This window comes from Actinomadura sp. NPDC023710 (assembly GCF_040639875.1).
Lineage (GTDB): Bacteria > Actinomycetota > Actinomycetes > Streptosporangiales > Streptosporangiaceae > Spirillospora > Spirillospora citrea.
Map to the genome: position 1 here is coordinate 88,338 of NZ_JBFAGB010000013.1, position 22,322 is coordinate 110,659.

Below are 22,322 nucleotides of genomic sequence, written 5' to 3' on the forward strand. Positions count from 1 at the left end.
ACAGGAACGCGCGGACGGTGCCACCCCGCTGTCAGGGGGTGACGATGGGGAAGGCGGGGTCCGGGTTGTCCAGGACTCCCATCAGGCGGTCCAGTGCCGACGTGTCGCCCTCCATAGCGGCGTCCTGGGCGTCCTTGCCGGTGAGTACGGCGAGGAGTTGCGGCTGGGTGAGGGTCACGGTCAGGCTCGCGCCGGTGTCGTCACCGGCCCGGTCGCGGAGGGCTTTGCGGTGGGTGAAGGCACCGTGGCTGAGCGTGGTGCGGTAGCGGTCACCGGTGTCGGTGAAGGCCCAGTCGATGGTGAGGTGTTCGTTCCATGCCTTGGGTCCGTTGACGCGGATCGCCAGGGAGTCGAAGAGTTGTTCTGTCGTGAGGCCGGCGGCCATGCCTTCGGAGATGACGAACGGGGTGGCGGTGGCGCCCTGGCGTAGTTCCATCGCGCCGGTGAGGTAGAAGTTGCGCCAGGTGCCGCACTCGGCGCCCTGGCCGAGGCGCTGGTAGACCTCGGCCAGGGACGTCTTGGCGTCGGCGTTGTCGGGGTCGGCGAAGATGACATGGTCGAGCAGTGTGGCGGCGAACCGCAGGTCGTCCTGGGCGACGTAGTCGCGGGCCAGGGCAAGGACCTTGGACGCGCCGCCCATGCAGTCGACGTAGCGGCGGGACTCCTCGACGGGCGGGTGCTGCCACAGGTGGGCGGGGTTGCCGTCGAACCAGCCCATGTACCGCTGGTAGACGGCCTTGACGTTGTGGGAGACCGACCCGTAGTAGCCGCGCGCGTGCCAGGCCCGTTCCAGCGCCGGCGGCAGTTCGATCTGCTCGGCGATCTGGGTGCCGGTCATCCCCTGGTTGAGCATGCGGAGCGTCTGGTCGTGCAGGTAGGCGTACAGGTCGCGCTGCTGGGACAGGAAGGCGACGATGGCTTCGCGTCCCCAGGTCGGCCAGTGGTGGGAGGCGAACGCCACATCCGTGTCGTCGGCGAACAGTGCGATCGCCTCGTCGAGATAGCGGGCCCACACCCGGGCGTCGCGGACCAGGGCGCCGCGCAGGGTGAGCAGGTTGTGCAGGTTGTGGGTGGCGTTCTCGGCCAGGCACAGCGCCCGGTGACCGGGGAAGTGGAAGTTCATCTCCGCCGGTGCCTCGGTGCCGGGGGTGATCTGGAAGACGATCCGCACCCCGTCGATGACCTCCTCCTGCCCGGTGCTCGTGATGTCGCGGGTGGGCGGGATCAGGGAGACGGTTCCGGTCGAGGCGGTCTGGCCGAGTCCGGTGCCGACCATCCCCTGCGGGTTTTTGGGAAGGGTGGCGCCGGTGTGGTAAACCCCGCGCCGTGCCATCGCGGTTCCGGCGTAGACGTTCTCGGCGACGGCGTTCTCGGTGAACCCGGCCGGCGCCAGGATCGGTACGCCCTCGGGGTTGCCGGGCGGCAGAACGCCCCCGGCTCCGCCGAAGTGGTCGACGTGGGAGTGGGTGTAGAGCAGGCCGGTGACGGGACGGTCGCCGCGGTGCTCGCGGTACAGGGCGAGCGCGGCGGCGGCCGTCTCGTTCGATATCAGCGGGTCGATCACGATCACGCCCTTGTCGCCCTCGACCAGGGTCATGTTCGACAGGTCGAGCCCGCGGACCTGGTAGATGCCCTCGGCCACCTCGTACAGGCCCTGCTTGGCGCACAGCTGCGACTGCCGCCACAGCGACGGGTGCACCGACGGAGGGCATTCGCCGTCCAGGAAGGAGAAGACGTCGCCGTCCCAGACGGTCTGCCCCTGGGCGTTCGTGACGATCCCGGGGGTGCGGGAGGCGATGTGGCCGCGGTCGGCGTTGTCGAAGTCGGTCCGGTCACTGAAGGGCAGATCGGTCATGTCCGGGCGATTACCGCATCCAGGGCAGGAGAAAAGCGGACTCTGGTCAAATCCTCGCCCTGGCCCGGCGTTGTCGCCGCCGTGGTCGCAACGTCATCGTTCCAGCCCGCCTCACCACCTACGAACCCACAGGTGTGCTCCGGCCGCCGGCTCCATGTCCGGCGGGCTGCTGGGGGCCGCTGGTACGCGACGGCAGTAGCACGACGATGAGCACGGCTCCGAGCGCCACGCACACCGCGCCCGCCGTGAGGCCGCCCGAGTAGCCCATGACGGCCAGCGCGGCCACCCCGACGGCGCCGCCGATCTGCTGGACGGAGGTGAACAGGGCCGAGCCGAAACCGGCGTCCTCTTCGGTGGTGCCGTCGACCGCGGCTACGGCCATGACGGGCAGGCCCAGCCCGTTGCCCACGCTCAGTATGAGCATGCCGGGCAGGACGTGGGCGGCGTAGGAGTCGCCCGCCGCCACGCCGGACAGCAGCAGCAGGCCGGCGATGTTGACCAGGAACGCCAGCAGGAGCGCCCAGCGCGTCCCGATCCTGAGCGAGATGCGGGAGGACGACCACATGCCCGCCAGGATGCCGCCGCCATAGGGCAGGTAGGCGATGCCGGCCAGGAGCGGGCTGTACCCCAGAGCGCTCTGCACCTGGATCATCAACAGGAAGGACATCGCGTACATCGCCATTGAGAACAGGAGGGTCGCGCCGTTGGCGACCGCCCGCGTCCGCGAGGCCAGGAACGACCTGGGCACCAGCGGTGCCGCCGCCCGCGACTCGGTCACCAGGAACGCCACCGTCAAGGCGGCGGACAGCGCGACGGCGCCGATGGCGATCGGATCGCTCCAGCCGGTCTCCCCGGCCCGCAGCAGCCCGTACACCAGCGACACTGCGGCACCGGTGACCAGGACCGCGCCGGGAACGTCGAGGCTGCGCCGGCCGGGGGCGCGGGACTCGGGGACGAGGCCGGGGAGCAGCGCCAGGGCCACGGCGACGACGGGCAGGTTGATCAGGAAGATCCAGCGCCAGGTCACCAGGTCGGTCAGGGCCCCGGAGATCACCAGGCCCGAGGTTCCGCCCAGGGCCGCGATGCCACCCCAGATGCCCAGTGCTCTGGTCCGCTCCTCCGTCCTCGGATACAGCAACGTGATCATCGACATCGCCGCCGGGCCGGCCATCGCGGAACCCGTGCCCTGCACGAACCGCCCGATCACGAGCTGCCATGGCTCCTGCGCGAGGCCGCAGGCCAGGCTGGCCACCCCGAACAGTGCCACGCCCGTGAGGAAGACGCGGCGGCGGCCCAGCAGATCCGCCATCCGGCCGCACAACAGCAGCAGCCCGCCGAAGGCCAGGAAGTAGGCGTTGACGACCCAGGGCAACCCGGACGCGCTGAAACCCAGGTCATCGCGGATGCTGGGCAGGGCCACGTTCACGACGGTGTCGTCGAGCACGAGCATGAACTGGACGAGGCACAGCACGATCATCGGCACTCGATGACGCTACGATCCGCCGCATTTGGCCACAATCCGCGATGAGGCCAGGCTGTGTCGCATGGAGGACATGGCCGCGATCATCGTCGGCCACTTCCCGCTGGCCTCGGGGGAGTGGATATCCCCGCACAGCCACACCCATCACCAGCTCGCCTGGACCCGGCGGGGCGTCCTGAGCGTCGGCGTGGACGAGGTGTACTGGGTCCTGCCGCCCACCCGGGCACTGTGGCTGCCTGCGGGCGTCACCCACACGACCGGCGCGACCCGCGAAGCGGTGCTGTGCAGCCTGTACCTGGCTCCGGAGCGCTGCCCGGTGAATTGGGTCGAGCCCACGGCGGTCGGCGTCGACGGCCTGCTGGCCGAGCTGATCGGGTACCTGGCCCGTACCGACCTCACCGACGACGCGCGGTCGCGCGCCGAGGCGCTGGTGCCCGACCTGCTGCGCCCGCTGCCCACCCGGCCCATCGACGTGCCGCAACCCACCGACGAGCGCGTCCGGGCGGTGGCGGCCGCCCTGCTGGCGGACCCGGCGGACCCGCGCGGCCTGGAGGCTCACGCCCGCGCGGCGGGCGTGAGCCGGCGGACGTTGACGCGGCTGTTCGTGCACGACACGGGCATGAGCTTCGACCAGTGGCGCACGCAGGTACGGCTGCGCGCCGCCCTGCCGCTGCTGGCCGAGGGGCAACCGGTATCGCGGGTGGCGCACAGCGTGGGGTACGCCACGGCGAGCGCGTTCCTGGCGGCCTTCCGCCGCACGGTCGGCACCACGCCCCGGCGCTACCTGCACAGTCGTTGACTTTGATCTCCTCCACGCTGACTGGTACGCCCCTGACAACGCCTTCACCCAACCGACGCTGAGGTCCGCCGGCTACCGCCAGAACCAGCCGCCGCGCGTGCAGAGCCGGATGCAACATCTACGCGCCAGGCGCAGCCGAGGCTAGGAAGTCATGGGCAGGAAGCGGGGTGGGCGCAGGACGCTGCCAGCGCCATGCACTCGCGACGGCACATCCCGGAGGCCCCGCGTGGGGCGGGTCGCGGGACCTGCTGCCAGCCCGTCCGTCATGGTTTCGCGGTCCTGGCGCGGGGGATGATCGGCGCAGATCAGTGGTGTGCCTGACCCTGGACGACGGCAGCCCTGACCTGAGGCCGATGATGGCGTGCGCGCCGCGACCGGCGATTGCGCAGCCGTCCCTCCCGCGGTCGACCACGCCTGGCCGGCAAGGCCAGGCGTGCGCGTGACGGCGAGGAGGGGTAATGCCGCAGCCAGGGGAACCGCAGGACGTGCTGGCGCCGCCTGCGGTGGCGGCGATCTTCCTGGTGGCGACAGTGCGGCCGGGCGGCGAGGACGCCGTGCGCGGTCTGCTTCCCGACATTGCAGGGCTGACGCGCGCTGTGGGCTTCCGATCGCCCGAAGGCGGCCTGAGTTGCGTGACCGGGATCGGTGCGGAGTTGTGGGACCGGCTGTACGGGCCACCGCGCCCGGCCGGCCTGCATCCGTTCCGGGTACTCGGCGGCGCCGTCCATACGGCGGTGTCCACCCCGGGCGACCTGCTGTTCCACCTGCGGGCGCGCCGTATGGACCTGTGCTTTGAACTGGCGGGCCAGTTGATGAACCGACTCGCCCGGTACGTCGACGTCGCCGACGAGGTGCACGGTTTCCGCTACTTCGACGAACGCGACCTGATGGGGTTCGTCGACGGCACCGAGAGCCCTAAGGGGCGCGACGGGGTGGTGGCCGTGCGCATCGGCGACGAAGATCCCGCGTTCGCCGGCGGCAGCTACGTGGTCGTTCAGAAGTACGTCCACGACCTCCAGGAGTGGGACGCCCTGCCGGTCGAGGCGCAGGAACTGGCGATGGGGCGCACGAAGCTGAACGACATCGAGCTGCCCGACGAGATGAAGCCGTCGAACTCCCACGTGGTCCTGAACACGATCACCGATGCCGACGGGAACCAGCGGCAGATCGTGCGGGACAACATGCCGTTCGGCACGGTCGGCGCCCGAGAGTTCGGGACCTATTTCATCGGCTACACCGCCAGCGTCGAGGTGATCGAGCGGATGCTGGAGAACATGTTCATCGGTGACCCGCCGGGGAACCACGACCGCATTCTGGACTTCTCGACTCCGGTCACCGGTGGCCTGTTCTTCGTGCCCACCGCGGACTTCCTCGACGACCCCTCACCGCAGCTGGCCGCGGCGGCCGCCGCCTCGGCGGACAAAACCGGCCCCGATGCGCAGGCTGCAGAGGAACCAGCAGCGAGGGCGCGGACTTCGCCCGATGACGGCTCACTCGGCATCGGCAGCCTGAGAGGACACGGCACCTCATGAACAACCTGCACCGCGAACTTGCTCCGGTGTCGGACGCCGCCTGGGCCGGCATCGAGGACGAGGTACGCCGCACCTTCACCCGTCACGTCGCCGGACGCCGCGTGGTGGACCTGGTCGGCCCCGCCGGAACCGAGTTGAACGCGGTGGGGACCGGGCACGTCCGCCCCTTCGACGCGGCGACCGAAGGGGTGCTGCTCCACCGGCGCGAGACCCAGCCCATCATCGAGGTGCGTGTCCCCTTCACCGTCACCCGCCAGGCCGTGGACGATGTCGAACGCGGCGCGCTCGACTCGGACTGGGGGCCTGCCAAGGACGCGGCGAAGCGGGCCGCGTTCGCCGAAGACCACGCGGTCTTCCACGGCTCCGACCCGGCCTCGATCATCGGCATCGTCCCCGGCAGCTCCAACGCCGCTCTGCCGCTGCCCCCCGACGTCCGGCAGTACCCTGGCGCCGTCGCCAAGGCGCTGACCGCGCTCCGGCTCGCCGGTGTCAACGGGCCCTACAGCCTGCTACTGTCCGCCGACGCCTACACCGCGGTCACCGAGACCACCGATCACGGCTATCCGATCCACCATCACCTCGCGCGGCTGCTGCGCGACGGTGAGATCATCTGGGCGCCGGCGCTCGACGGGGCCCTGCTGCTGTCCACCCGTGGCGGCGACTACGAACTTCACCTCGGCCAGGACCTGTCGATCGGGTACCTGTCCCACACCGCCGACCGCGTCGATCTCTACCTCCAGGAGTCGCTGACCTTCCTGTCCATCACCGCCGAATCCAGTGTCCCGCTGAGCGCCGGCGGCTAGCGGGGCATGACCGTCTCGCAAGAATCGGATGGGGAGGGACACGCCGTTTTCGGGGGAGCGGTCTATGCGAACCGATGGTGGGTCGCCCGCGCCGACGGCGCACCTGCGACCCGCCATGGCGGGCTGATCCCGGAGTTCCTCAGTGGGGAGGGAACACCGATGAGCGACGCGGCGGTGGCCTTGGCGCGCGTGCGAGAGGCGCAGTGGCGGTGAGGCACGGTATCCCTTCGTCGCCGCGTGCTCGGCGGACGGCGTCGGTGACCGCCGGGATCCTGGTGTGCGTGCTGGTCGGCGTGCTGGCGAGCGTGCCGCTGGGAGTGCTCTCGGGGATCGCCGCCGCGATCGCGGTGTTCGTCACGACAGGTGTGGCGCTGCTGTGGCCGATGACCGCCGAGGACACACGGCGCAACGCGCGACGGGAGGACTTCCAGCCGCTCATGGCCGAGTCGCTCATCGTGACGGTCGCGGTCGGCAGCCTGGCCGGGGTCGCGGTGCTGCTGGCGATCGGGAGTTCCGCCACCCGCAACGGCGCCGCCGCGATCGGCCTGTTCGGCGTCTTCATGAGCTGGGCGATGCTGCACCAGCTGTACGCCATCCGCTACGCGCACCTGTACTACGGCGAGCCGTCCGGCGGGATCGACTTCAACAGCGACGAGCAGCCCGCCTACCGTGATTTCCTTTATTTCAGCTACAACCTCGGAATGACCTACCAGGTGTCGGACACCGACGTAGCGAGCACGGTGATCCGTTCGGTGGTGCTGCGCCACACGCTGCTGTCCTACGTCTTCGGAACGGTGATCCTGGCCGCCACGGTCAACCTGGTCATGGGAATGATCTCGAGTTGAGCCGCCGGGGACGCGGCGGGTCGACGGTCAGCTCACCCCCCGGTTGCTAGTTCTGTGTGGGCAGCCAGGCGCCGTGCAGCCCCAGGGGCACGCGCACGGGGATGCGGACCCGGGCGACTGGCCCGTCGGCCGGGTTCTGGCCGGGCAGGACGAGGAGCCAGCTGGTGAGGTCGGTGCGGTCGGTGGCGAAGGCGAGCCAGTAGCCGTCGCCGGCGTCCGTCGTTCCGGGGACGGGGGCGAAGACGGGCTCGCCGACCGAGAGGGGGCCCGCGTTCCAGGTCTCGGCCACCACGTCGTCGCTGCTCACCTCGTACCAGCGCAGCGCGTCGTACTCGCCGGGCAGCAGGTCCGGCGTCCGCCCGCTTCCGGCCGCGGTGGCGATGCGGTGGTGCGGGCCGGCCAGGACCCGGTCGTCCACCCGGGGGAATTCCACGCGCGCGTCGTCGAGCAGCCGGCGGCGGAGGGAGCCGGCGTCCGGGTCCAGAACGGCGCGGGCGAGCCCGTGCGGGGCTCCGCCGGGAGCGGCCGGGCGCGGACCCAGCCCAGGGCCGGGCCACTGGACGTAGTCCAGGACGACATGTCCGGCGGGGGTGTCGTAGGCGTTGACGGTATGCCAGACCCAGAACGCGGTGTCGCGAGCCCACCGCACGGGCCCGCCGTCGCGCGGGATCAGCGCGATCCGGGTGCCGCGCTCGGGGCGCCAGTCCAGGAAGGAACCACCCTGCAACGCCGCCGCCAGATCCAGGAAGGCGGGCGCGAGGACCAGGACGAGGTAGCGGCCGGTGAGAGCCATGTCGTGGATCATCACCGGCTCCTCCGGACCCTCCACCGCCGTGGGGCCCCGGTCGAGGCTCCCGTCCGCACCGAGCAGTGACCAGGTGAGGAACGGTTCCTCCAGCGCGTAGCAGAAGACCGCCATCTGCCCGGTCCGCGGGTCGACCTTGGGGTGGGCGGTGATCCCGGCGGGCAGGCCGTCGCCGAAGGTCTCCCTGCCGAGGGTCTCCAGCTCCGGGCTCATCCGGTAAGGGCAGCCGGACTCGGCGAGGGCCAGCAGATGGCCGCCGTGCCGAACGACGTTGATGTCCGGCAGCTCCTTGAACGTCTGCGCGAGCGCAGGCCCGACCTCCTCCGCCCCAGGGATGATCATCGACTCGATCCCGCCCCACAACGCACGCCCCGCGGCCTCCTCCGCCCGCAGAGCGGGAGTGCGCACGAAACGGTTGCGGTAGCGGGCCCTCCCTTGGCTCATCCACACGCCGTGCACCATCCCGTCGCCGTCGATGGGAAACAGGTACGAGCCGATCGGCGTGAACCGCGGGTTGGGGCCGTTGCGCAGGTAGACCCCGTCCAGATCGGCGGGCAGTTCGCCTTCGATCTGCAGTTCGGCCTCGTCCACCTCCTCGCTGACGGGCGCGAAGGTCCCGTTCAGGTGTGCGACGCGAGTCGGATCGAATTCGGTGGAGTGCGCGACCATGACCAACCTTCCGTCCCTGGACCCGGTGGACGCGCGCCGTCGACGGGCCGGACGCCCTCACCACGGGCAGATGCGCAGTGCTCCCCGCGCAGATGGCCGCACCAACGCCGCCGCCCGGCGCGGGCCGCTCGCCGGTGCTCTCACCAGCTCGTACCCGCCCGGCACGTCTTCCTCACGTCAAGATCATTCGAACGGTCCGATCCACCGCCGACGTCCAGGGCCTGCCGGGCGGGAGCCGAACAGGCCGAGTGGGACGAGCGGCGCGCCGGCCCACCGGTGCTGGTGGGCCGGGAACACACCGTCAGCAGTACGGCCGCGGCGGCGAGCGAGCCGGCGGCCTGAGACGAGGTCCAACCGTCGTCGGCGCTGTCGAGGGTGCCGTGGACCAAGGCTGTGAGCCCGCACGTGGCCGGTACGGCGGCGCCGACCACGTCGAGCCGCATGCTTTCCCGGAGCCGGATGGGTGTGATGGCGATAACAGTTGTCGTTTTCGCTTGTGGGGACACGGTCTCTCCTGCGGGCAGACGCTGCCTGCCGCCGGCTTGCCGGCGAAGAGACAAACGAGAGGTCATGGGCCATGTCCAATATGAGGGTAGGTGGAGACGGCGCGCTTCGAGGGGTCGCCGTCGGCCTCCTCGGGCTGCTGTTCTGTGTTGCCGGAGACGCCTTCTCCGCGCTGGGTGCCGAAGATCAGTTCCCCTTCGCGCCCGGTGCGCTCGGGGCCGTCTTCGGCGGGCTGTTCCTCGCGGGATACGCCGTCGTCAAGATCGGTCTGTCGGTGCGGTCGCGCGGCGGCAGCGCCGCTGAAGAGATCCAGCGGGTGCGAGCCTCGGCCGGATCGGTTCGGTGGCCGATCGGGTGCCTGGCGGTCTCCGGGGTCTTCTATCTGCCGCTTCTGGTCGGTGCGACACAGCGGATCGGCAGCTTCGCGACAGTGATCGCGATCGCGTTCTGCGGCCCGCTGGGGGTGGCCGTCTGGGGCACGCTCCGCAAGGCCCGCTACGTCGCGGTGCTCTGGCCCGTCCTGGCCGGCGTGGGGCTGTGGGTCATGTCGCTGCAGGAGGAGTCCCGCATCGACTGGCTCGGTTACGCCTTCGCGGCCGTGGCAGCGGTCTGCTTCGCCGTGAACGTCAGTGCGGTGGAGAAGCTGGAGGACCGGGGAGCCGAGACGATCGGGTTGGCCCTGGCCGGCCTGCTCACCATCCCAGGTGCGGCCTGCTGGCTGGTCGTGGGGGGCCTGGACTGGTTCCAGCCCCGGGTCCTCATGCTGGCCATGCTGACCGGTCTGTGCACGGCGTGCGTGGCTCCGGTACTGGAGGCGCGCTCCATCGGCTACCTGGGCAAGGAGAAGTTCGGCGTCCTGTCCAGCGGTGAGCCGATCATGAGCCTGCCGATCGGGCTGCTGCTGCTCGGGGAGACCCCCGGGTGGTTCGTGGCCACCGGCGTGCTGATCATCGTGGTCGCCATCGTGGCCAACACCACCGACCTGGACGTGCCGCTGCTCCGGTGGCTCGGCCGCCGGGACCTCGGCCGGCTGAGGGGGTCGCGTCGAATCGCCAAGGCCGCGGTGCCTGCGGACGGCTCGGTCCATACGGCCGACAGCCAGTCGCTGGAGGTCGTCGCCGCCCTGTGGCCGCTGGCCCAAGGCGGCAACACCAAGGCCGCCGCTCTGCTGACCGGCGTCCTCACGCCGGTCGCGGAACGGGCCGGGCTCACGAAGCGGTGATCCGCCGATAGATGACCGCCGGACTCCCCAGGGGGTTCGGCGGTGCCTGCCGGACGGCGTGTGAACCGCGCCGTCCGGGCCAAGACGCGGGCTCAACCGGCCCGCAACCGCGGTGGGGAGGCACAGCCTCCCCACCGTTCTCGTCTCCCTGTTCGTGATGCTGAACGAAGACCGCCGCCCTCGCGACGTCCGCAGGTCAAGAGCCGAACAGAGTGCGCTCGACATGCTGGGTGTCGGTGTACTCCCGGACGGATGTGATCCGGCCGTCCCGCACCGTGAAAACGCCGAGGCAGGCGTTGTCGTAGGCGCTGCCGTTGCGGGCCGTTCCTCGGGACGTCCATTCGGCCACGACCTGGTCGCCGTCGGCGACCACATTGGTGAGGACGACGCTGGGCTCGCCCCCGGGCCGGAAGAGCCTTCCGGCGCCGCCGAGGAAGTCGCCGATGATCGCGTCCCGGCCCCGCCAGGTGCCGGTCAGCGGCAGGTCACCGGGGTAGGTCCAGGTGGCCTCGTCGGCGAAGCTCGCGCTGATGGTGTCCAGGTCGCCGTTCGCGACCGCCTCGACGTAGCGGGTGACCACCGACGCCGGGTCGTGGCTGAGCCGGGCGGCCAGCCAGTCGAGCGTGTCGGGCAGCCATGCCCAGCGGCAGTTCTCCAGGAGGTGGCCGCCCTCGGGGATCAGCGTGTACTCGCCGTCGGCCGCGCGCGCGGCCAGCTCTTCGCCGTTGGCGACGCCCGGGATGACGTCCAGTCCGCCGTCCAGCACGCGGAGGGGCTGCGGGACCCGGGGTGCGGTGACCCGGCCGGCGAAATCGCGCGCGGCGTCCTCCCCACCCGTGCGCAGGACGAACGACTCCGTCACATACGGCGGAAGCTCGTCCCAGGTGATGGCCGTGGGCCCGCTGACAGTGACGACCGCGCGGATCCGCGGCTCCTTCTCCGCGGCGACGGACGCGAGGAACCCGCCCATGCTGAGCCCGAGCAGGCCGATGCCGGCGGGCAGGCCGTCCACGGCGTCCAGGGCCTGCCGCACCACCCGGTGGTAGTCCGCCTCCCAGGTGCCGCGGACGGCGAGTTCGCCCTGCCCCGGCCCGTCGATGGCGAGGACGGCGAGACCGCGCGAGAGCAGGGCCCCGGCGATCGGCATGAACTCGACCTTGCCGGAGTTCATCCCCGGCACCAGGACGACCAGGGGGGCGTCCGCGGCCGGACGCCGGAGGACGCCGGTGAAGTCCGGCCCGGAAAGGTGCTCGGCGTCCGGGGCGAGGCGGGCGAGCGAGCGGCGCAGGGCATTCGCGGACGCGGCGGCCGCGCGGCCGTGCGCGGCGAGGTCCGGGTTCGGCAGGACGGTCGCGAAGTGGAACCACAGCGCGGCGTCCCGGTACGCCTCGCCCGCCGACCTCGGGAGCCGGGCCTTCCCGGCCCGGGCCAGATGCTCCTCGCCGATCCGCGCGAACGCGTCCGTCCACTCGTGCAGAGCGGTCAGGTCGCTGGTGACCGCGTCGTACTGGTACGGGTCGACACCGGCGGCGATGGCGCGTGACCGGTTGGCGGCGGCGAAGGGGGCGACGGGTTCGTCGAGGAAGGCGGTCATCGGTTCTGCTCCAGGGTGAGGACGGCGTTGCCGCGGACGCGGCGCTCGCGCAGTTCGGTGAGGACGGCGGCGGTCTCGCTCCAGTCGGCGACGCGGCCGAGCTCCGGGTGCAGGCGCCCGGTGGCGGTCAGCCGGACGAGGGTGGCGAGATCCTCGCCGTAGGGGGCCTTCGCGTAGTGGAAATGCCTGATCGTGGCGCCTTCGGGGCCGTCGAAGAAGCCGAAGAAGTCCAGCGTGACCGGCCGGCGGCTCGCCTGTCCGAACCAGATGAGCGTGCCGCCGGGCGCCACGCGTGCCAGCGCGAGCGGAAGGTCGTCCCCGCCCGTCGACTCCAGCACGACGTCGAAGGGGCCGACCGCGTCCCGAACGCCGTGGACGACCGCCGCGCCCAGCTCGGACAGGCGCCGGCCGCGCTCCGGGGCGGACGTGATCGCGGTGACCTCGGCGCCCGCGGCCGCCGCCAGTTCGACGAAGTAGTGGCCGACCCCGCCGGAGGCGCCGGTCAGCAGGACGCGCGTCCCGGCGGTGGTCCCGGACGCGCGCAGCAGCCGCAGCGCGGTGAGCCCGGCCAGCGGCAGTGCGGCGGCCGCCCGCAGGGGCACGGGATCGGGGATCTCGGCGAGCGATGCTGTGGGGACGGCGACGTACTCCGCCCACCCCGCCGACGGCGGATGCCCGACGATCGGGCGGCCGGCGGCGGGTCCCGACCCGTCGGCGGCGGCCTGGACGACGAGTCCCGCGACGTCCTTGCCGGGACGCCAGCCGGGCCGGTCCGATTCCAGCTGGAACGTCTCGCCGCGGTTCACCGAGAACGCGGCGACCTTCACCAGCGCTTCGTCCGGACGGGGGACGGGCTCGTCCACCTCGCCGAACACGACGGATCCCGCCTCGGGGAGAAGTGCTCTCATGCCACGCATGAAACCGGGAGACCGGGGGCCCGTTCCAACAGCCGACGGGCAGGATTGACAACCGTTGGTTGTCGGCGACGATGGGAGGCATGGAGCTCGACCTCGGCCAGGTGCGCGCGTTCGTCGCCGTCGCCGACCACCTGCACTTCGGGCGGGCGGCCGGGGAGCTGGCGATCAGCCAGCAGGCGGTGTCCAAGCGGCTGGCCCGGCTGGAGGCGGCGCTCGGAGCCGCGCTGCTCACACGCGGGAACGTCGAGCTCACGGAGGCGGGACGCCGTTTCCTGGAGCCGGCCCGGGAGGCGCTGCGCACCGCCGAGGCCGCCGTGGCCGCGGTCCACGCCGCCGCCCGCCCGCTGCGGCTCGACGTCTGGGGCCACCTCTACGGACCGGCGAGGACGGTCGGCCCGGTCATCGACGAGCGGCCGGACCTGAAGGTCGAACTCGGTATGAGCCGCGATCTTCCCGCGGCGGTGGCGGCACTGCTGCGCGGCGACGTCGACGCCGCGTTCGGACGCGTGCACCCGCCGCTGCCGGACGGCCTGGCGCACCGCCTCGTCCGGCTCGAACCGGTGGACGTGCTCGTCGGCGCCGGGCATCCGCTCGCTTCGCGGTCCGCCGTCCGACCGTCCGACCTCGCCGGACGCGAGCTGCGGTTCCCCGCGGACGTCGACCGGCTCGACTTCATCAAGCGGTTCTGCGACGAGTTCGGCGTACGCGTCGGCTCCGGCGGCGCGAACCTCGGGGTGGAGCACCTGCTGGCCGACCTGCTGGCCGGGCCGGGACGGATCACGCTGTTCCCGGCCGACGCCCCGCTGCCCGACGACCCGAGGATCCGCGCGATCCCCGTCGTCGGTCCGACGCCGCTTTACGCCTGGTCGCTGGTGTGGCCCCGGCAGTCCCCGCATCCGATGATCCCCGCGCTGCTGCGCGGGTTCGCCGAGCACGGGCGGCGGCACCGCTGGCTGGAGTACGACCCCGCCCGCGACTGGCTGCCCGGCGAGCCGCCCCCGTCAGGCTGACCGCGGGCCCAGCGCTGTCCCGACCCCGGCCTGTGGTGCACGTCCCGGGGACTGGGCGGCTCTGATCGCGCGCGTCGGCCCCGGACGTTCGCGGGCACGCTCCGATTTCTTCGGACCTGCTGGTCCTAGTCGGGAAGCGGCTGAGCCACAGTTCGGCCTGCGCAGGCGAACGCCCACCACCATCGCCGCGCGTCGTCCGACTGGATCGGTGACAAAATGGGCGGGACGGCCCGGCGAGTGGGCGAATCTGGAGCACGGATCTTGCCTTGGTCACGTGGGTTTGGCGGAACGTCTCTTCGGAGCGATGACTGTGCGTATCTCCGTCGTGGTTTTCCGAGGTGTGCCGGACCTTCAGCCCGATTCGCCGGCAGGTGGGTGATGGGAGCATCAAGGCCATCAGGTCATTCAGGCAACAACCGGCGACGCTGACCCCTACCATGGCGGCGGCAGCCGCCCCAGGATTGTTGATCGTCACACATCACCTGGCGGCAGCTCTGCATTATGGACCGCGCCCTTAACGCCGATCACGATCTCGGAGCCGTACCAGCCGCCCTCTACCGCCTGAACTTCACCTTGCCCAGCCTCAAAACAGCTGACCAGTTCTGGTTTTTCCTGATCGGCTGCCGATTTCCGAAAATGCCCTATTGGCGCAGGCCGTTTGGGTAAGGTGGTGCGGCATCGTGACGGCGCGGGGGGAATGGGGCGATCGTGGCTGGGGCTGATGTGCTGCGGAGGGGCAATCTCGTCCCGCAAAGCGCCGCTCTCGTCGGACGGCATGCCGAGCTCACGGAGCTCAGGCGGTTATTCGGCGCCGGACGCATGGTGACGGTGACCGGTGTGGGCGGCGTCGGGAAGACGCGGGTCGCGCTGGAGGCCGCGCGGGACCTGGAGGACGGGTTCCATGACGGCGCGTGGGCGGTGCCCCTGTCGGGTCTGCGGGACGGCTCACTCGTGGGCCATGCGATCGCCCGCGCTCTGCGGGTCGTCGACCAGACCGCGCGTCCGCAGCTCGACGTCCTGGCCGATCACCTGTCCGGGAAACGGCTGCTGCTGGTGTTGGACACGTGCGAGCATCTCAGGGACGCCTGTGCGGGTGTGGCCGAGGTCCTGCTGAGGGCGGCACCCGGATTGCACCTGCTGGCCACGAGCCGCCAGGCCCTCGGCGTCAGCGGTGAGCGGGTGCTGAAACTCGCGCCACTGGAGACGGCGGATCCGGAAGCGGCGCCGGCGGACACGGTGGCACGGCCCCCGGCGGTCACCCTGTTCGAGGAGCGTGCCGCATCGGCCACGGGCGGCTTCGCCGTCGGCGATGACAACTGGCGCACCGTCGCCCGGCTGTGCCGTCGCCTGGAGGGGCTTCCGCTGGCCCTGGAACTCGCCGCCGGCCAGCTGCGGCGGCTCTCCCTGGAGCAGTTGTCGGACCGGCTGGACGACCGGTTCGAGATGCTGGTGGACGGAACCGCGGATATGTCCAAGGACGTGTCGCGGCACGACGCCCTGCGTACGACGGTCGGCTGGAGTCATGAGCTGTGCACGCGCCAGGAGCGGCTGCTGTGGGCCCGGCTGTCGGTCTTCGCCGGGGACTTCGATCAGCGCGCCGTCGAGCACGTGTGCGGCGACGGTGTGCTGCCCGCAGACCGCGTCTCGGTGACGCTGGCGGGTCTGGTCGACAAGTCGATCCTCTCGCGGGTCGGAGACGGCGAGGGCGTCCGGTACCGGCTACTCGACACCTTGCGTGAGTACGGCTCGAAATGGCTCGGTGAGCTGGGCGAGCAGCAGAAGTTCCGCGGGCGGCACCGCGACTGGTACCTGAGTCTGGTCCAGCAGTGCGAGCTGGAGTGGTTCGGCGCCGACCAGAAGGAGATCTTCAAGCGTCTGCTCCGTGAGCACGCGAATGTGAGCGCAGCGCTGGACTACTGCCTCACCACCCCCGGTCAGGCGCAAACCGGCCTGCGGATGGCCGGCGCGCTGTGTTTCTACTGGGTGGGATGCGGCTTCCTCGCCGAAGGCCGGTACTGGCTGGACCGGGCACTCGCCTTCGACACCGACCCGACCCGGGCACGGGCCAAAGCCCTCTGGGTGAACGGCTACATCGCCATCAAGCAGGGCGACACCGACGCCGCGACCGCGCTGCTGGAGGCCGGCCGGGCAGAGGCCCTGCGGACGGGTGACCCGATCGCGTCGGCCAATGCGGTGCATCGCCTGGGCTGCGTCGCGCTGGTGACCGATGACCACGCGACAGCGGCCACTCTGTTCAAGGACGCGCTCGCCGCCTATGACTCCCTCGGGGAGCTGAACACCAGCGTGATCATGGCGCGCGCCGAATACGCCATGACGGTCGCGTTCCAAGGTGACCTCCCCTTCGCCGTCGAGTTGTGCGAAGAGGTTCGCGCGATCTGTGAGGAGCGCGGCGAGCGGTGGGTCAGGGCCTACGCGCTCTACGTTCTGGCCTTCGCGGCCTGGACCGAGGGCCGGGTCCAGGACGCCACCGTCCTCGCCCGGAAATGCGTGGACATCAGCCGCACTTTTCATGATCTGGTGTGCGCGGTGCTGGGCATCGAACTGCTCGCCCTGTTCCACGCGGCGGGCGGCCGTCCCCGGGACGCCGCCGCCCTGCAGGGGGCGGCCGAACGGATCTGGCGGACGGTAGGGCTCCCGCTGTTCGGTTCTGCGTATTTCAACGCCCCGCACTGCGAAGGGGAGGCGCTTGCCCGGCAAGCTCTGGGCGACGAGGCATACCGACAGTTCTTCGTACAGGGGACGGAACTCGATCTTGACCAAGCCGTCGCTTTCGCGATGGGTGAGCGCCCAGGTTTCCTCCCGCTCGCGGAGGCCTCTGATCGCCGTCGCTGAATCCCCCGTACAAGCGCCTGTTCCGCACCCGCGAGGAGAAGATCATGACGCAGCCCCGTGAGCATGCCGTCGTCATCGGCGGCAGCCTGATGGGGCTGCTGTCGGCCAGAATCCTCGCCGACCACTTCTCCCGGGTCACCTTGATCGAGCGTGACCGTTTCGCGGAGGCCCTCGAATCCCGTCCGGGTCTGGGGCAGGCCCGCCATCTGCACGTGCTCTGGAGCCGGGGGCTGGAGATCGCCGAGCAGCTGTTCCCCGGGCTGGAGGACGAGCTGCGCGCCGCGGACGTGCCTGAGGTCCGGGTGCCCGCCGACATGCTGTGGCTGACCTCCGCCGGATGGCGACGCCGGTTCGCATCGACCCGCCTGCTGACGTTCAGCCGGGATCTCCTCGACTGGACCGTGCGCGTGCGGCTGGCCAAGATCCAGAACCTCCGGGTGCTCGCCGGCCATGAGGTGACCGGGCTGCTGGCCGACGCCGGGGCCGTCACCGGAGTCGAGGTGCGGGAGCGCGGGACGACCGGATCGGGCGAGCCCCTCACCGCGGATCTGGTCGTCGACGCCACCGGGCGCTCCTCGAAGACTCCCGCGTGGCTGGAGCGGCTCGGCTACCCGGCCGTCCGGCAGACCCTGATCGACCCACTGCTGGGATATGCCAGCCGCACCTACGCCATTCCCTCTGGTTTCGACCCCGGCTGGAAGGCGCTCTACCTCCAGGCCGACCCCCCGCACGGCACGCGCACCGGCGCGCTCTTCCCCCAGGAGGGCGGCCGGTGGATCGTCAGCCTCTTCGGCGTCGGGGAGGACTATCCGCCCAACGACGGCGACGGCTTTCTGGAGTTCGCCAAGAGTCTGCGCAGCCCGGTGCTCTACGAGGCGATCCGTGACGCCGAGCCGCTCACCTCCATCGTCAGCTACCGGCGCACCGCCAATCTCCGCCGTCACTACGAGCGGATGCCGGCATGGCCGAGGCGATTCCTGGTCGCGGGCGACGCACTGTGCGCCTTCAACCCGCTCTACGGCCAGGGAATGACCGTCGCGGCGAAGTCCGCGCTCACACTGGACGCCTGCCTGCGGGCGGACGGGGACCTCGACAGGCTGGCGCGGCGCTTCCACCGCAAGGTGATCAAGAACGCCACCGGCCCGTGGCTGGTGGCCACGGGGGAGGACCTCCGGTACGACACCACCAGAGGCGCCGCGGCCGGTGTGCGGACCAGGATCCTCAACCGCTACGTGGACCGGGTCCAGTCTCTCGCGAACGTCGACCCGCGAGTATGCGACCGATTCATCGACGTGTTGGCGCTCACCGCCCCACCCCAGTCCCTGTTCCTGCCAGAGGTGCTCTGGCGCGCAGCCACCGCGCGTCCGCGCCCGCCCACCGGACCCGACGACCTCGTCCCTTGAGCGGGATGCGATCCAACGCGCGAGGAGCACGCATGCCGCTGCACATGCCTTCGGAGGTGGGAGGTGACCGTTGAGCGCCCAGGCTCGAGTCCGACGGTGCTTCGCATCATCCTCGGCGCACAGCTGCGCCGCCTGCGGGAGGCGTCCGGGCTGAGCCGCCACGAGGCCGGTGACCGCATCCGCAGCTCGGAGTCGAAGATCAGCCGATTGGAGCTCGGCCGGGTGAGCTTCAAGGAACGGGACGTGGCCGATCTGCTCACCCTTTACGGTGTCGCCGACCAGGTCGAGCGGGACACGATCCTGGAAAAGGCGCGCGAGGCCAACACGCCGGGATGGTGGCACCGGTACCACGACGTCCTGCCCAACTGGTTCCAGACCTACGTGGGGCTCGAAGAATCGACGTCGCTCATCCGGACGTATGAGATTCAATTCGTCCCCGGTCTGCTGCAGACGCCCGACTATGCCCGCGCGGTCATTCGGCTCGGAAATCCGAACGCGTCCCCGACCGAGATCGAGCACCGGGTCGAACTGCGTCTGCGCCGCCAGAAACGACTCTCCGGGCCCGACGCCCCTCGGCTATGGGCCGTCATCGATGAGACGGCGCTGCGTCGGCCGCTCGGAGGTCCCGAGACGATGCGGGGCCAACTCGAGCACCTCATCGCCATGTGCGCCCGACCGAACACCACGATTCAGATCATGCCGTTCCGTTTCGGGGGCCACGTCGCGGAGGGCGGTGCGTTCACCCTCCTGCGCTTCCCCGAGCCCGAGGTGCCGGACGTGGTCTACCTGGAGAACCTCACCGGCGCGCTGTATCTCGACAAGCCCGAGGAGACCGAAAGCTACCTCAGCACGATAGAACGACTGTGCGTGGACAGCGCCACGCCGGAGTTCACCCCCGAGATCCTCTTGGACTTCCTCCGGAAGTACTACCGAACGCCAACGGCGACCATGACCTTTGCGCAGCACGGTGGGACAGTGCGCACACAGAGTTGCCGACTTCCGGCGGCGCCCCGGACCAAGGGCGATTTCCACGCCATCCTCCCCACGCCTTTCGGCACCAGGATCCTGATCGGAAACGTGCTGGGTACAGGCGAGTCGGCCCAGGAGGCGGCGGCCGCCGCGCTCGGCAACTTCCGGCAACTGGCTTCCAACGAGTCGACCCTGCCGGGGCTGGCCGAGCGGATGCACTCGGTCCTCGCACCGATGCTCCAGGACGACGAATTCGTCACCGCCGTGCTGCTCACCCTCCGCGAGGACACCGCCGAAATAGTGTGCTGCGGGAACCCGCGGCCCCTGCTGATAAGGGAGGGCGGAGTACTTTCACTCGAAGCTCTGCCCTGCTATCCGCCGCTGACCCTGCTCGACTTCGGCGACCAGTGGTGCGAGACCACGACCGTGCCGCTCCGTCACAATGACCGGCTGCTGCTGCACACCCACGACCTGATGCCGGCACGCGACGAGCGAGGTCACGCTCCTCCACTTGCGGAAAGGACTGCCGCGCTCTGCGCGGGCGATCCGGCTCTGACACTGGAAAGCATCCAGGCCGACTTGCTCGATCACGTGGTGGGCGGTCTCGGTCTCCCGATGACCCTCCTGCTGACGCACCTCGAACGGCACACTCGGCAACCCGGCACCGACCAGGCTGCGGTGCAGTGGACGATGCAACCGAACGACTGATCGTGCGCCCGCCGCAAAGGTCATTGCAATCACCGGCGGATGGATGCGACAGCCGATAGCCGGGCCTTGCCGGTGATGCTGGGGCGGCCTCACGGCCTGGGACGACCACCTGCTCGTAGCCGCGACCAGCTCCAGGGATCTTGAAAGTTCTCGCAGACGCCCACGACCGATCCCTGATATCAGCCACCTGGACTCCGGGTGAGCGCTACCTTCGGACGGTGTCCTCACCCTGGTCCGACGAACTCGCTGGTTTTCGCCCCGAGATACCCAATGAGGCGCGCATTCTTGATTACCTCACCGGCGGCAAGGACCATTTCGCCGTCGACCGTGAGGCGGCCGAACAGGCGCTGCGGATCGCACCCGATCTCAGAGTCGCCGCCGTGGAGTCGCGTCGGTTCCTGCGCCGCGCGGTGGATGCGCTCGTCACCGAAGGCATGCGGCAGTTCATCGATGTGGGTTGCGGGCTGCCCACACAGGGCAGCGTCCATCAGATCCTCCAGGAGATCGCGCCGGGCTGTCGGCTGATCTGCGTGGACAACGATCCCGTCGTGGCGGCGCACGCCGCATCAGTGTTCGGGATGGGCGGGCCATCCCGGATCCTGCAGGCCGACGCCCGCGACCCCGACGCACTGATGGACGACCCGGTCATCACGTCGACGATCGACCCGGACGAGCCGGTCGGGCTCATCCTGCATTCGGTGCTGGCGGTGATTCCCGAAGACGACATCGCCGACCACATCGTCCAGGGACTTCTGGCGCGGGTCCCGCCGGGCAGTCACCTGCTGCTGACGCACGCCATCAGTGATCCCGCCCCCGAAACGACCGCCCGACTCGCCGCGCTGTTCCAGGGGAACAAGACAGTCCGAGGGGCGACGACGCGCTCGAACCTGCGCACCGCGGCAGAGGTCGAGGAACTGATGCGGGGCTTGGACCTGCTGCCTCCCGGCTTCGTTCCCCTGCACCAGTGGCGGCCCAACACCGCCGAACCGGAAACGGCCCGGCGGTCGATCTGGGCCATCGGCGGGATCGGCCGCAAGCCCTGACGGCGCATCTCCGGCATTGCGCGAGTCACGCTTCGGGCAGTGGGGCGCGGGGAGAAGAAGGACCCTTCGAGACAGACCCGCAGGGCAGCAGTGCGGTTTTCCGCAGGTGGGCTGGGTGGCCGTCCGCATGGGCGTCGAGGGCCCGGCTCCGTAGCGTCCAACCATGATCAAATTTTCGCGGTGGACGGCGTTCGCGGTGTCCGGTGCGGCGGCGGTTTCTGCGGCGGCCACGGTCGTCCTCGCCGCTCTCGACGCGCGTACGGCGCAGCCACAGTCGAACCGAACCCGTTCGTCCCAGGACGGCTTCCAGGAGATGTTGAACGATCTGGTGAGAACCAAGGGGGCCACGGCCGTCCTGCTCCGGGTGCGAACCGCTGGCGGTGGAGAGTGGTCCGGCGCGGCGGGCACGTCCGACGTCCGGACGGGAAGGCCGGCCGATCCGGCCGGGTACTTCCGGATCGGCAGCGTCACCAAGACGTTCGCGGCGACCGTCCTGCTGCAGCTCGTCGACGAGGGGCGGCTGCGGCTCGATGATCCTGTGGCCGAGCACCTGCCCGGCGTCGTCCCGGACGGCGAGCGCATCACGGTGCGGCAGATCCTCCAGCACACCAGCCTGCTTCGCGACTACATGAGCGATCCGGGATGGTCCACCAACCGCTGGCGCGGGGCGCAGCGGTTCCGCAGTTACAAGCCCGACCGGCTCCTCGCTCAGGCGTTCCGCACCCCCGCCCAGAACTCCCCGGACGTCACCTGGAAATACTCCAACACCAACTACGTGGTCGTGGGGAAGTTGATCGAGCGGCTGACCGGGCGGCCTTACGGGGAGGAGATGGGACGGCGTGTGCTGCGTCCGCTCCGGCTGACTCAGACGATCGTTCCCGGCGACCGGCCCGGGCTTCCCCGCCCGCACGCGCACGGCTACGCACTGCTGCCGGACGGGCGGACCGTGGACGCCACGCGCATGAACCCCTCCCTCGACTGGGCGGCGGGCGAGATGATCTCCACCACCCGCGACCTCGGCCGGTTCCTCGACGGGCTGCTCGGCGGGCGGCTGCTGTCGCCCTCGACGCTCGCCGCGATGCGCGCCGTGCGGCCCACCGGCGCCGGGTTCGCCTACGGGCTCGGGCTCCAGGAGTACGCGCTGCCCTGCGGCAAGCGCATGATCGGGCACAGCGGTCAGCTCCTCGGCTACACCACCTACGCGCTCCGCTCCGACGACGGGCGGCAGATGAACCTGTCGGTGAACCTCGGCTCCTCGCCGCCCCCGGCCGACAAGCTCTACGCCTTCGCGGGCAAGGTGTTCTGCTGACG

The 22,322-nt window shown here is 70.5% G+C and carries 17 protein-coding genes; 11 read left to right on the forward strand and 6 right to left on the reverse strand.

The window, feature by feature from the left end:
* Positions 1–31: 31 nt before the first annotated feature.
* Together AB0H37_RS17115 and AB0H37_RS17120 are read right to left on the reverse strand one after the other, a co-directional pair.
* Positions 32–1,855, reverse strand: coding sequence for an alkyl sulfatase dimerization domain-containing protein (locus tag AB0H37_RS17115; RefSeq protein ID WP_360613599.1), 1,824 nt, complete (start codon positions 1,853–1,855; stop codon positions 32–34).
* Between the two features lie 118 nt (positions 1,856–1,973).
* Complete coding sequence (locus AB0H37_RS17120; protein ID WP_360613763.1) at positions 1,974–3,332, reverse strand: MFS transporter; 1,359 nt, start codon at positions 3,330–3,332, stop codon at positions 1,974–1,976.
* A gap of 67 nt (positions 3,333–3,399) precedes the next feature.
* Between AB0H37_RS17120 and AB0H37_RS17125 the strand changes: the two genes are divergently transcribed.
* The 4 genes from AB0H37_RS17125 (at position 3,400) to AB0H37_RS17140 (ending at position 7,314) form a co-directional block, all read left to right on the forward strand.
* Positions 3,400–4,134, forward strand: coding sequence for a helix-turn-helix transcriptional regulator (locus tag AB0H37_RS17125; RefSeq protein ID WP_329089506.1), 735 nt, complete (start codon positions 3,400–3,402; stop codon positions 4,132–4,134).
* A gap of 458 nt (positions 4,135–4,592) precedes the next feature.
* Positions 4,593–5,666 (forward strand): Dyp-type peroxidase, encoded by a 1,074-nt coding sequence (locus tag AB0H37_RS17130; protein ID WP_360613601.1) that lies wholly within the window; start codon positions 4,593–4,595, stop codon positions 5,664–5,666.
* On the forward strand, positions 5,663–6,469 hold the full coding sequence (locus tag AB0H37_RS17135) for a family 1 encapsulin nanocompartment shell protein (RefSeq protein WP_360613603.1): 807 nt from the start codon (positions 5,663–5,665) through the stop codon (positions 6,467–6,469). Before AB0H37_RS17130 ends, AB0H37_RS17135 begins: the two co-directional genes overlap by 4 nt.
* 257 nt (positions 6,470–6,726) lie before the next feature.
* Complete coding sequence (locus tag AB0H37_RS17140) at positions 6,727–7,314, forward strand: DUF1345 domain-containing protein (protein ID WP_360613605.1); 588 nt, start codon at positions 6,727–6,729, stop codon at positions 7,312–7,314.
* A gap of 46 nt (positions 7,315–7,360) precedes the next feature.
* On the opposite strand, the gene AB0H37_RS17145 is transcribed toward AB0H37_RS17140, so the two are convergent.
* Complete coding sequence (locus tag AB0H37_RS17145) at positions 7,361–8,788, reverse strand: carotenoid oxygenase family protein (protein ID WP_360613607.1); 1,428 nt, start codon at positions 8,786–8,788, stop codon at positions 7,361–7,363.
* A 577-nt stretch (positions 8,789–9,365) separates the two neighbouring features.
* On the opposite strand from AB0H37_RS17145, the gene AB0H37_RS17150 reads away from it, so the two are divergent.
* Positions 9,366–10,514 (forward strand): EamA family transporter, encoded by a 1,149-nt coding sequence (locus AB0H37_RS17150; RefSeq protein WP_360613609.1) that lies wholly within the window; start codon positions 9,366–9,368, stop codon positions 10,512–10,514.
* Between the two features lie 196 nt (positions 10,515–10,710).
* Here AB0H37_RS17150 and AB0H37_RS17155 read toward each other — a convergent pair whose 3' ends face one another.
* Both AB0H37_RS17155 and AB0H37_RS17160 read right to left on the reverse strand, forming a co-directional pair.
* Entirely contained in the window at positions 10,711–12,108 is a 1,398-nt protein-coding gene (locus AB0H37_RS17155) for an alpha/beta fold hydrolase (protein WP_360613611.1), read from the reverse strand.
* Positions 12,105–13,016 carry a zinc-binding dehydrogenase gene (locus AB0H37_RS17160; protein WP_360613613.1) on the reverse strand — a complete coding sequence of 304 codons (912 nt, stop codon included), beginning with the start codon at positions 13,014–13,016 and terminating at the stop codon, positions 12,105–12,107. The genes AB0H37_RS17155 and AB0H37_RS17160 overlap by 4 nt, the downstream gene beginning before the upstream one ends.
* Before the next feature lie 89 nt (positions 13,017–13,105).
* On the opposite strand from AB0H37_RS17160, the gene AB0H37_RS17165 reads away from it, so the two are divergent.
* Positions 13,106–14,035: a LysR family transcriptional regulator gene (locus AB0H37_RS17165; RefSeq protein ID WP_360613615.1), complete on the forward strand. Its 930-nt coding sequence runs from the start codon at positions 13,106–13,108 to the stop codon at positions 14,033–14,035.
* Between the two features lie 471 nt (positions 14,036–14,506).
* On the opposite strand, the gene AB0H37_RS17170 is transcribed toward AB0H37_RS17165, so the two are convergent.
* Positions 14,507–14,812 (reverse strand): hypothetical protein, encoded by a 306-nt coding sequence (locus AB0H37_RS17170; protein ID WP_360613617.1) that lies wholly within the window; start codon positions 14,810–14,812, stop codon positions 14,507–14,509.
* Positions 14,813–14,872: 60 nt separating this feature from the next.
* Between AB0H37_RS17170 and AB0H37_RS17175 the strand changes: the two genes are divergently transcribed.
* From AB0H37_RS17175 to AB0H37_RS17195, 5 genes are all read left to right on the forward strand, one after another.
* Positions 14,873–16,888 (forward strand): ATPase, encoded by a 2,016-nt coding sequence (locus tag AB0H37_RS17175; RefSeq protein WP_360613619.1) that lies wholly within the window; start codon positions 14,873–14,875, stop codon positions 16,886–16,888.
* A gap of 44 nt (positions 16,889–16,932) precedes the next feature.
* Complete coding sequence (locus AB0H37_RS17180) at positions 16,933–18,291, forward strand: FAD-dependent monooxygenase (RefSeq protein WP_360613621.1); 1,359 nt, start codon at positions 16,933–16,935, stop codon at positions 18,289–18,291.
* Between the two features lie 96 nt (positions 18,292–18,387).
* Positions 18,388–19,968: a Scr1 family TA system antitoxin-like transcriptional regulator gene (locus tag AB0H37_RS17185; protein ID WP_329089532.1), complete on the forward strand. Its 1,581-nt coding sequence runs from the start codon at positions 18,388–18,390 to the stop codon at positions 19,966–19,968.
* 218 nt (positions 19,969–20,186) lie between these two features.
* A complete protein-coding gene (locus AB0H37_RS17190) occupies positions 20,187–21,011 on the forward strand; it encodes an SAM-dependent methyltransferase (RefSeq protein ID WP_360613623.1) in 825 nt (274 codons plus the stop codon).
* A gap of 163 nt (positions 21,012–21,174) precedes the next feature.
* On the forward strand, positions 21,175–22,320 hold the full coding sequence (locus AB0H37_RS17195; RefSeq protein WP_360613625.1) for a serine hydrolase domain-containing protein: 1,146 nt from the start codon (positions 21,175–21,177) through the stop codon (positions 22,318–22,320).
* The last annotated feature ends 2 nt before the right edge of the window (positions 22,321–22,322 follow it).

Coding starts and splice junctions, on each gene's coding strand:
- AB0H37_RS17180 (WP_360613621.1), top strand. CDS start 16,933: ATGACGCAGCCCCGTGAGCATGCCGTCGTCATCGGCGGCAGCCTGATG.
- AB0H37_RS17115 (WP_360613599.1), bottom strand. CDS start 1,855: ATGACCGATCTGCCCTTCAGTGACCGGACCGACTTCGACAACGCCGAC.
- AB0H37_RS17195 (WP_360613625.1), top strand. CDS start 21,175: ATGATCAAATTTTCGCGGTGGACGGCGTTCGCGGTGTCCGGTGCGGCG.
- AB0H37_RS17145 (WP_360613607.1), bottom strand. CDS start 8,788: ATGGTCGCGCACTCCACCGAATTCGATCCGACTCGCGTCGCACACCTG.
- AB0H37_RS17125 (WP_329089506.1), top strand. CDS start 3,400: ATGGAGGACATGGCCGCGATCATCGTCGGCCACTTCCCGCTGGCCTCG.
- AB0H37_RS17150 (WP_360613609.1), top strand. CDS start 9,366: ATGTCCAATATGAGGGTAGGTGGAGACGGCGCGCTTCGAGGGGTCGCC.
- AB0H37_RS17160 (WP_360613613.1), bottom strand. CDS start 13,016: ATGAGAGCACTTCTCCCCGAGGCGGGATCCGTCGTGTTCGGCGAGGTG.
- AB0H37_RS17120 (WP_360613763.1), bottom strand. CDS start 3,332: ATGATCGTGCTGTGCCTCGTCCAGTTCATGCTCGTGCTCGACGACACC.
- AB0H37_RS17155 (WP_360613611.1), bottom strand. CDS start 12,108: ATGACCGCCTTCCTCGACGAACCCGTCGCCCCCTTCGCCGCCGCCAAC.
- AB0H37_RS17135 (WP_360613603.1), top strand. CDS start 5,663: ATGAACAACCTGCACCGCGAACTTGCTCCGGTGTCGGACGCCGCCTGG.
- AB0H37_RS17170 (WP_360613617.1), bottom strand. CDS start 14,812: ATGCCGTCCGACGAGAGCGGCGCTTTGCGGGACGAGATTGCCCCTCCG.
- AB0H37_RS17165 (WP_360613615.1), top strand. CDS start 13,106: ATGGAGCTCGACCTCGGCCAGGTGCGCGCGTTCGTCGCCGTCGCCGAC.
- AB0H37_RS17130 (WP_360613601.1), top strand. CDS start 4,593: ATGCCGCAGCCAGGGGAACCGCAGGACGTGCTGGCGCCGCCTGCGGTG.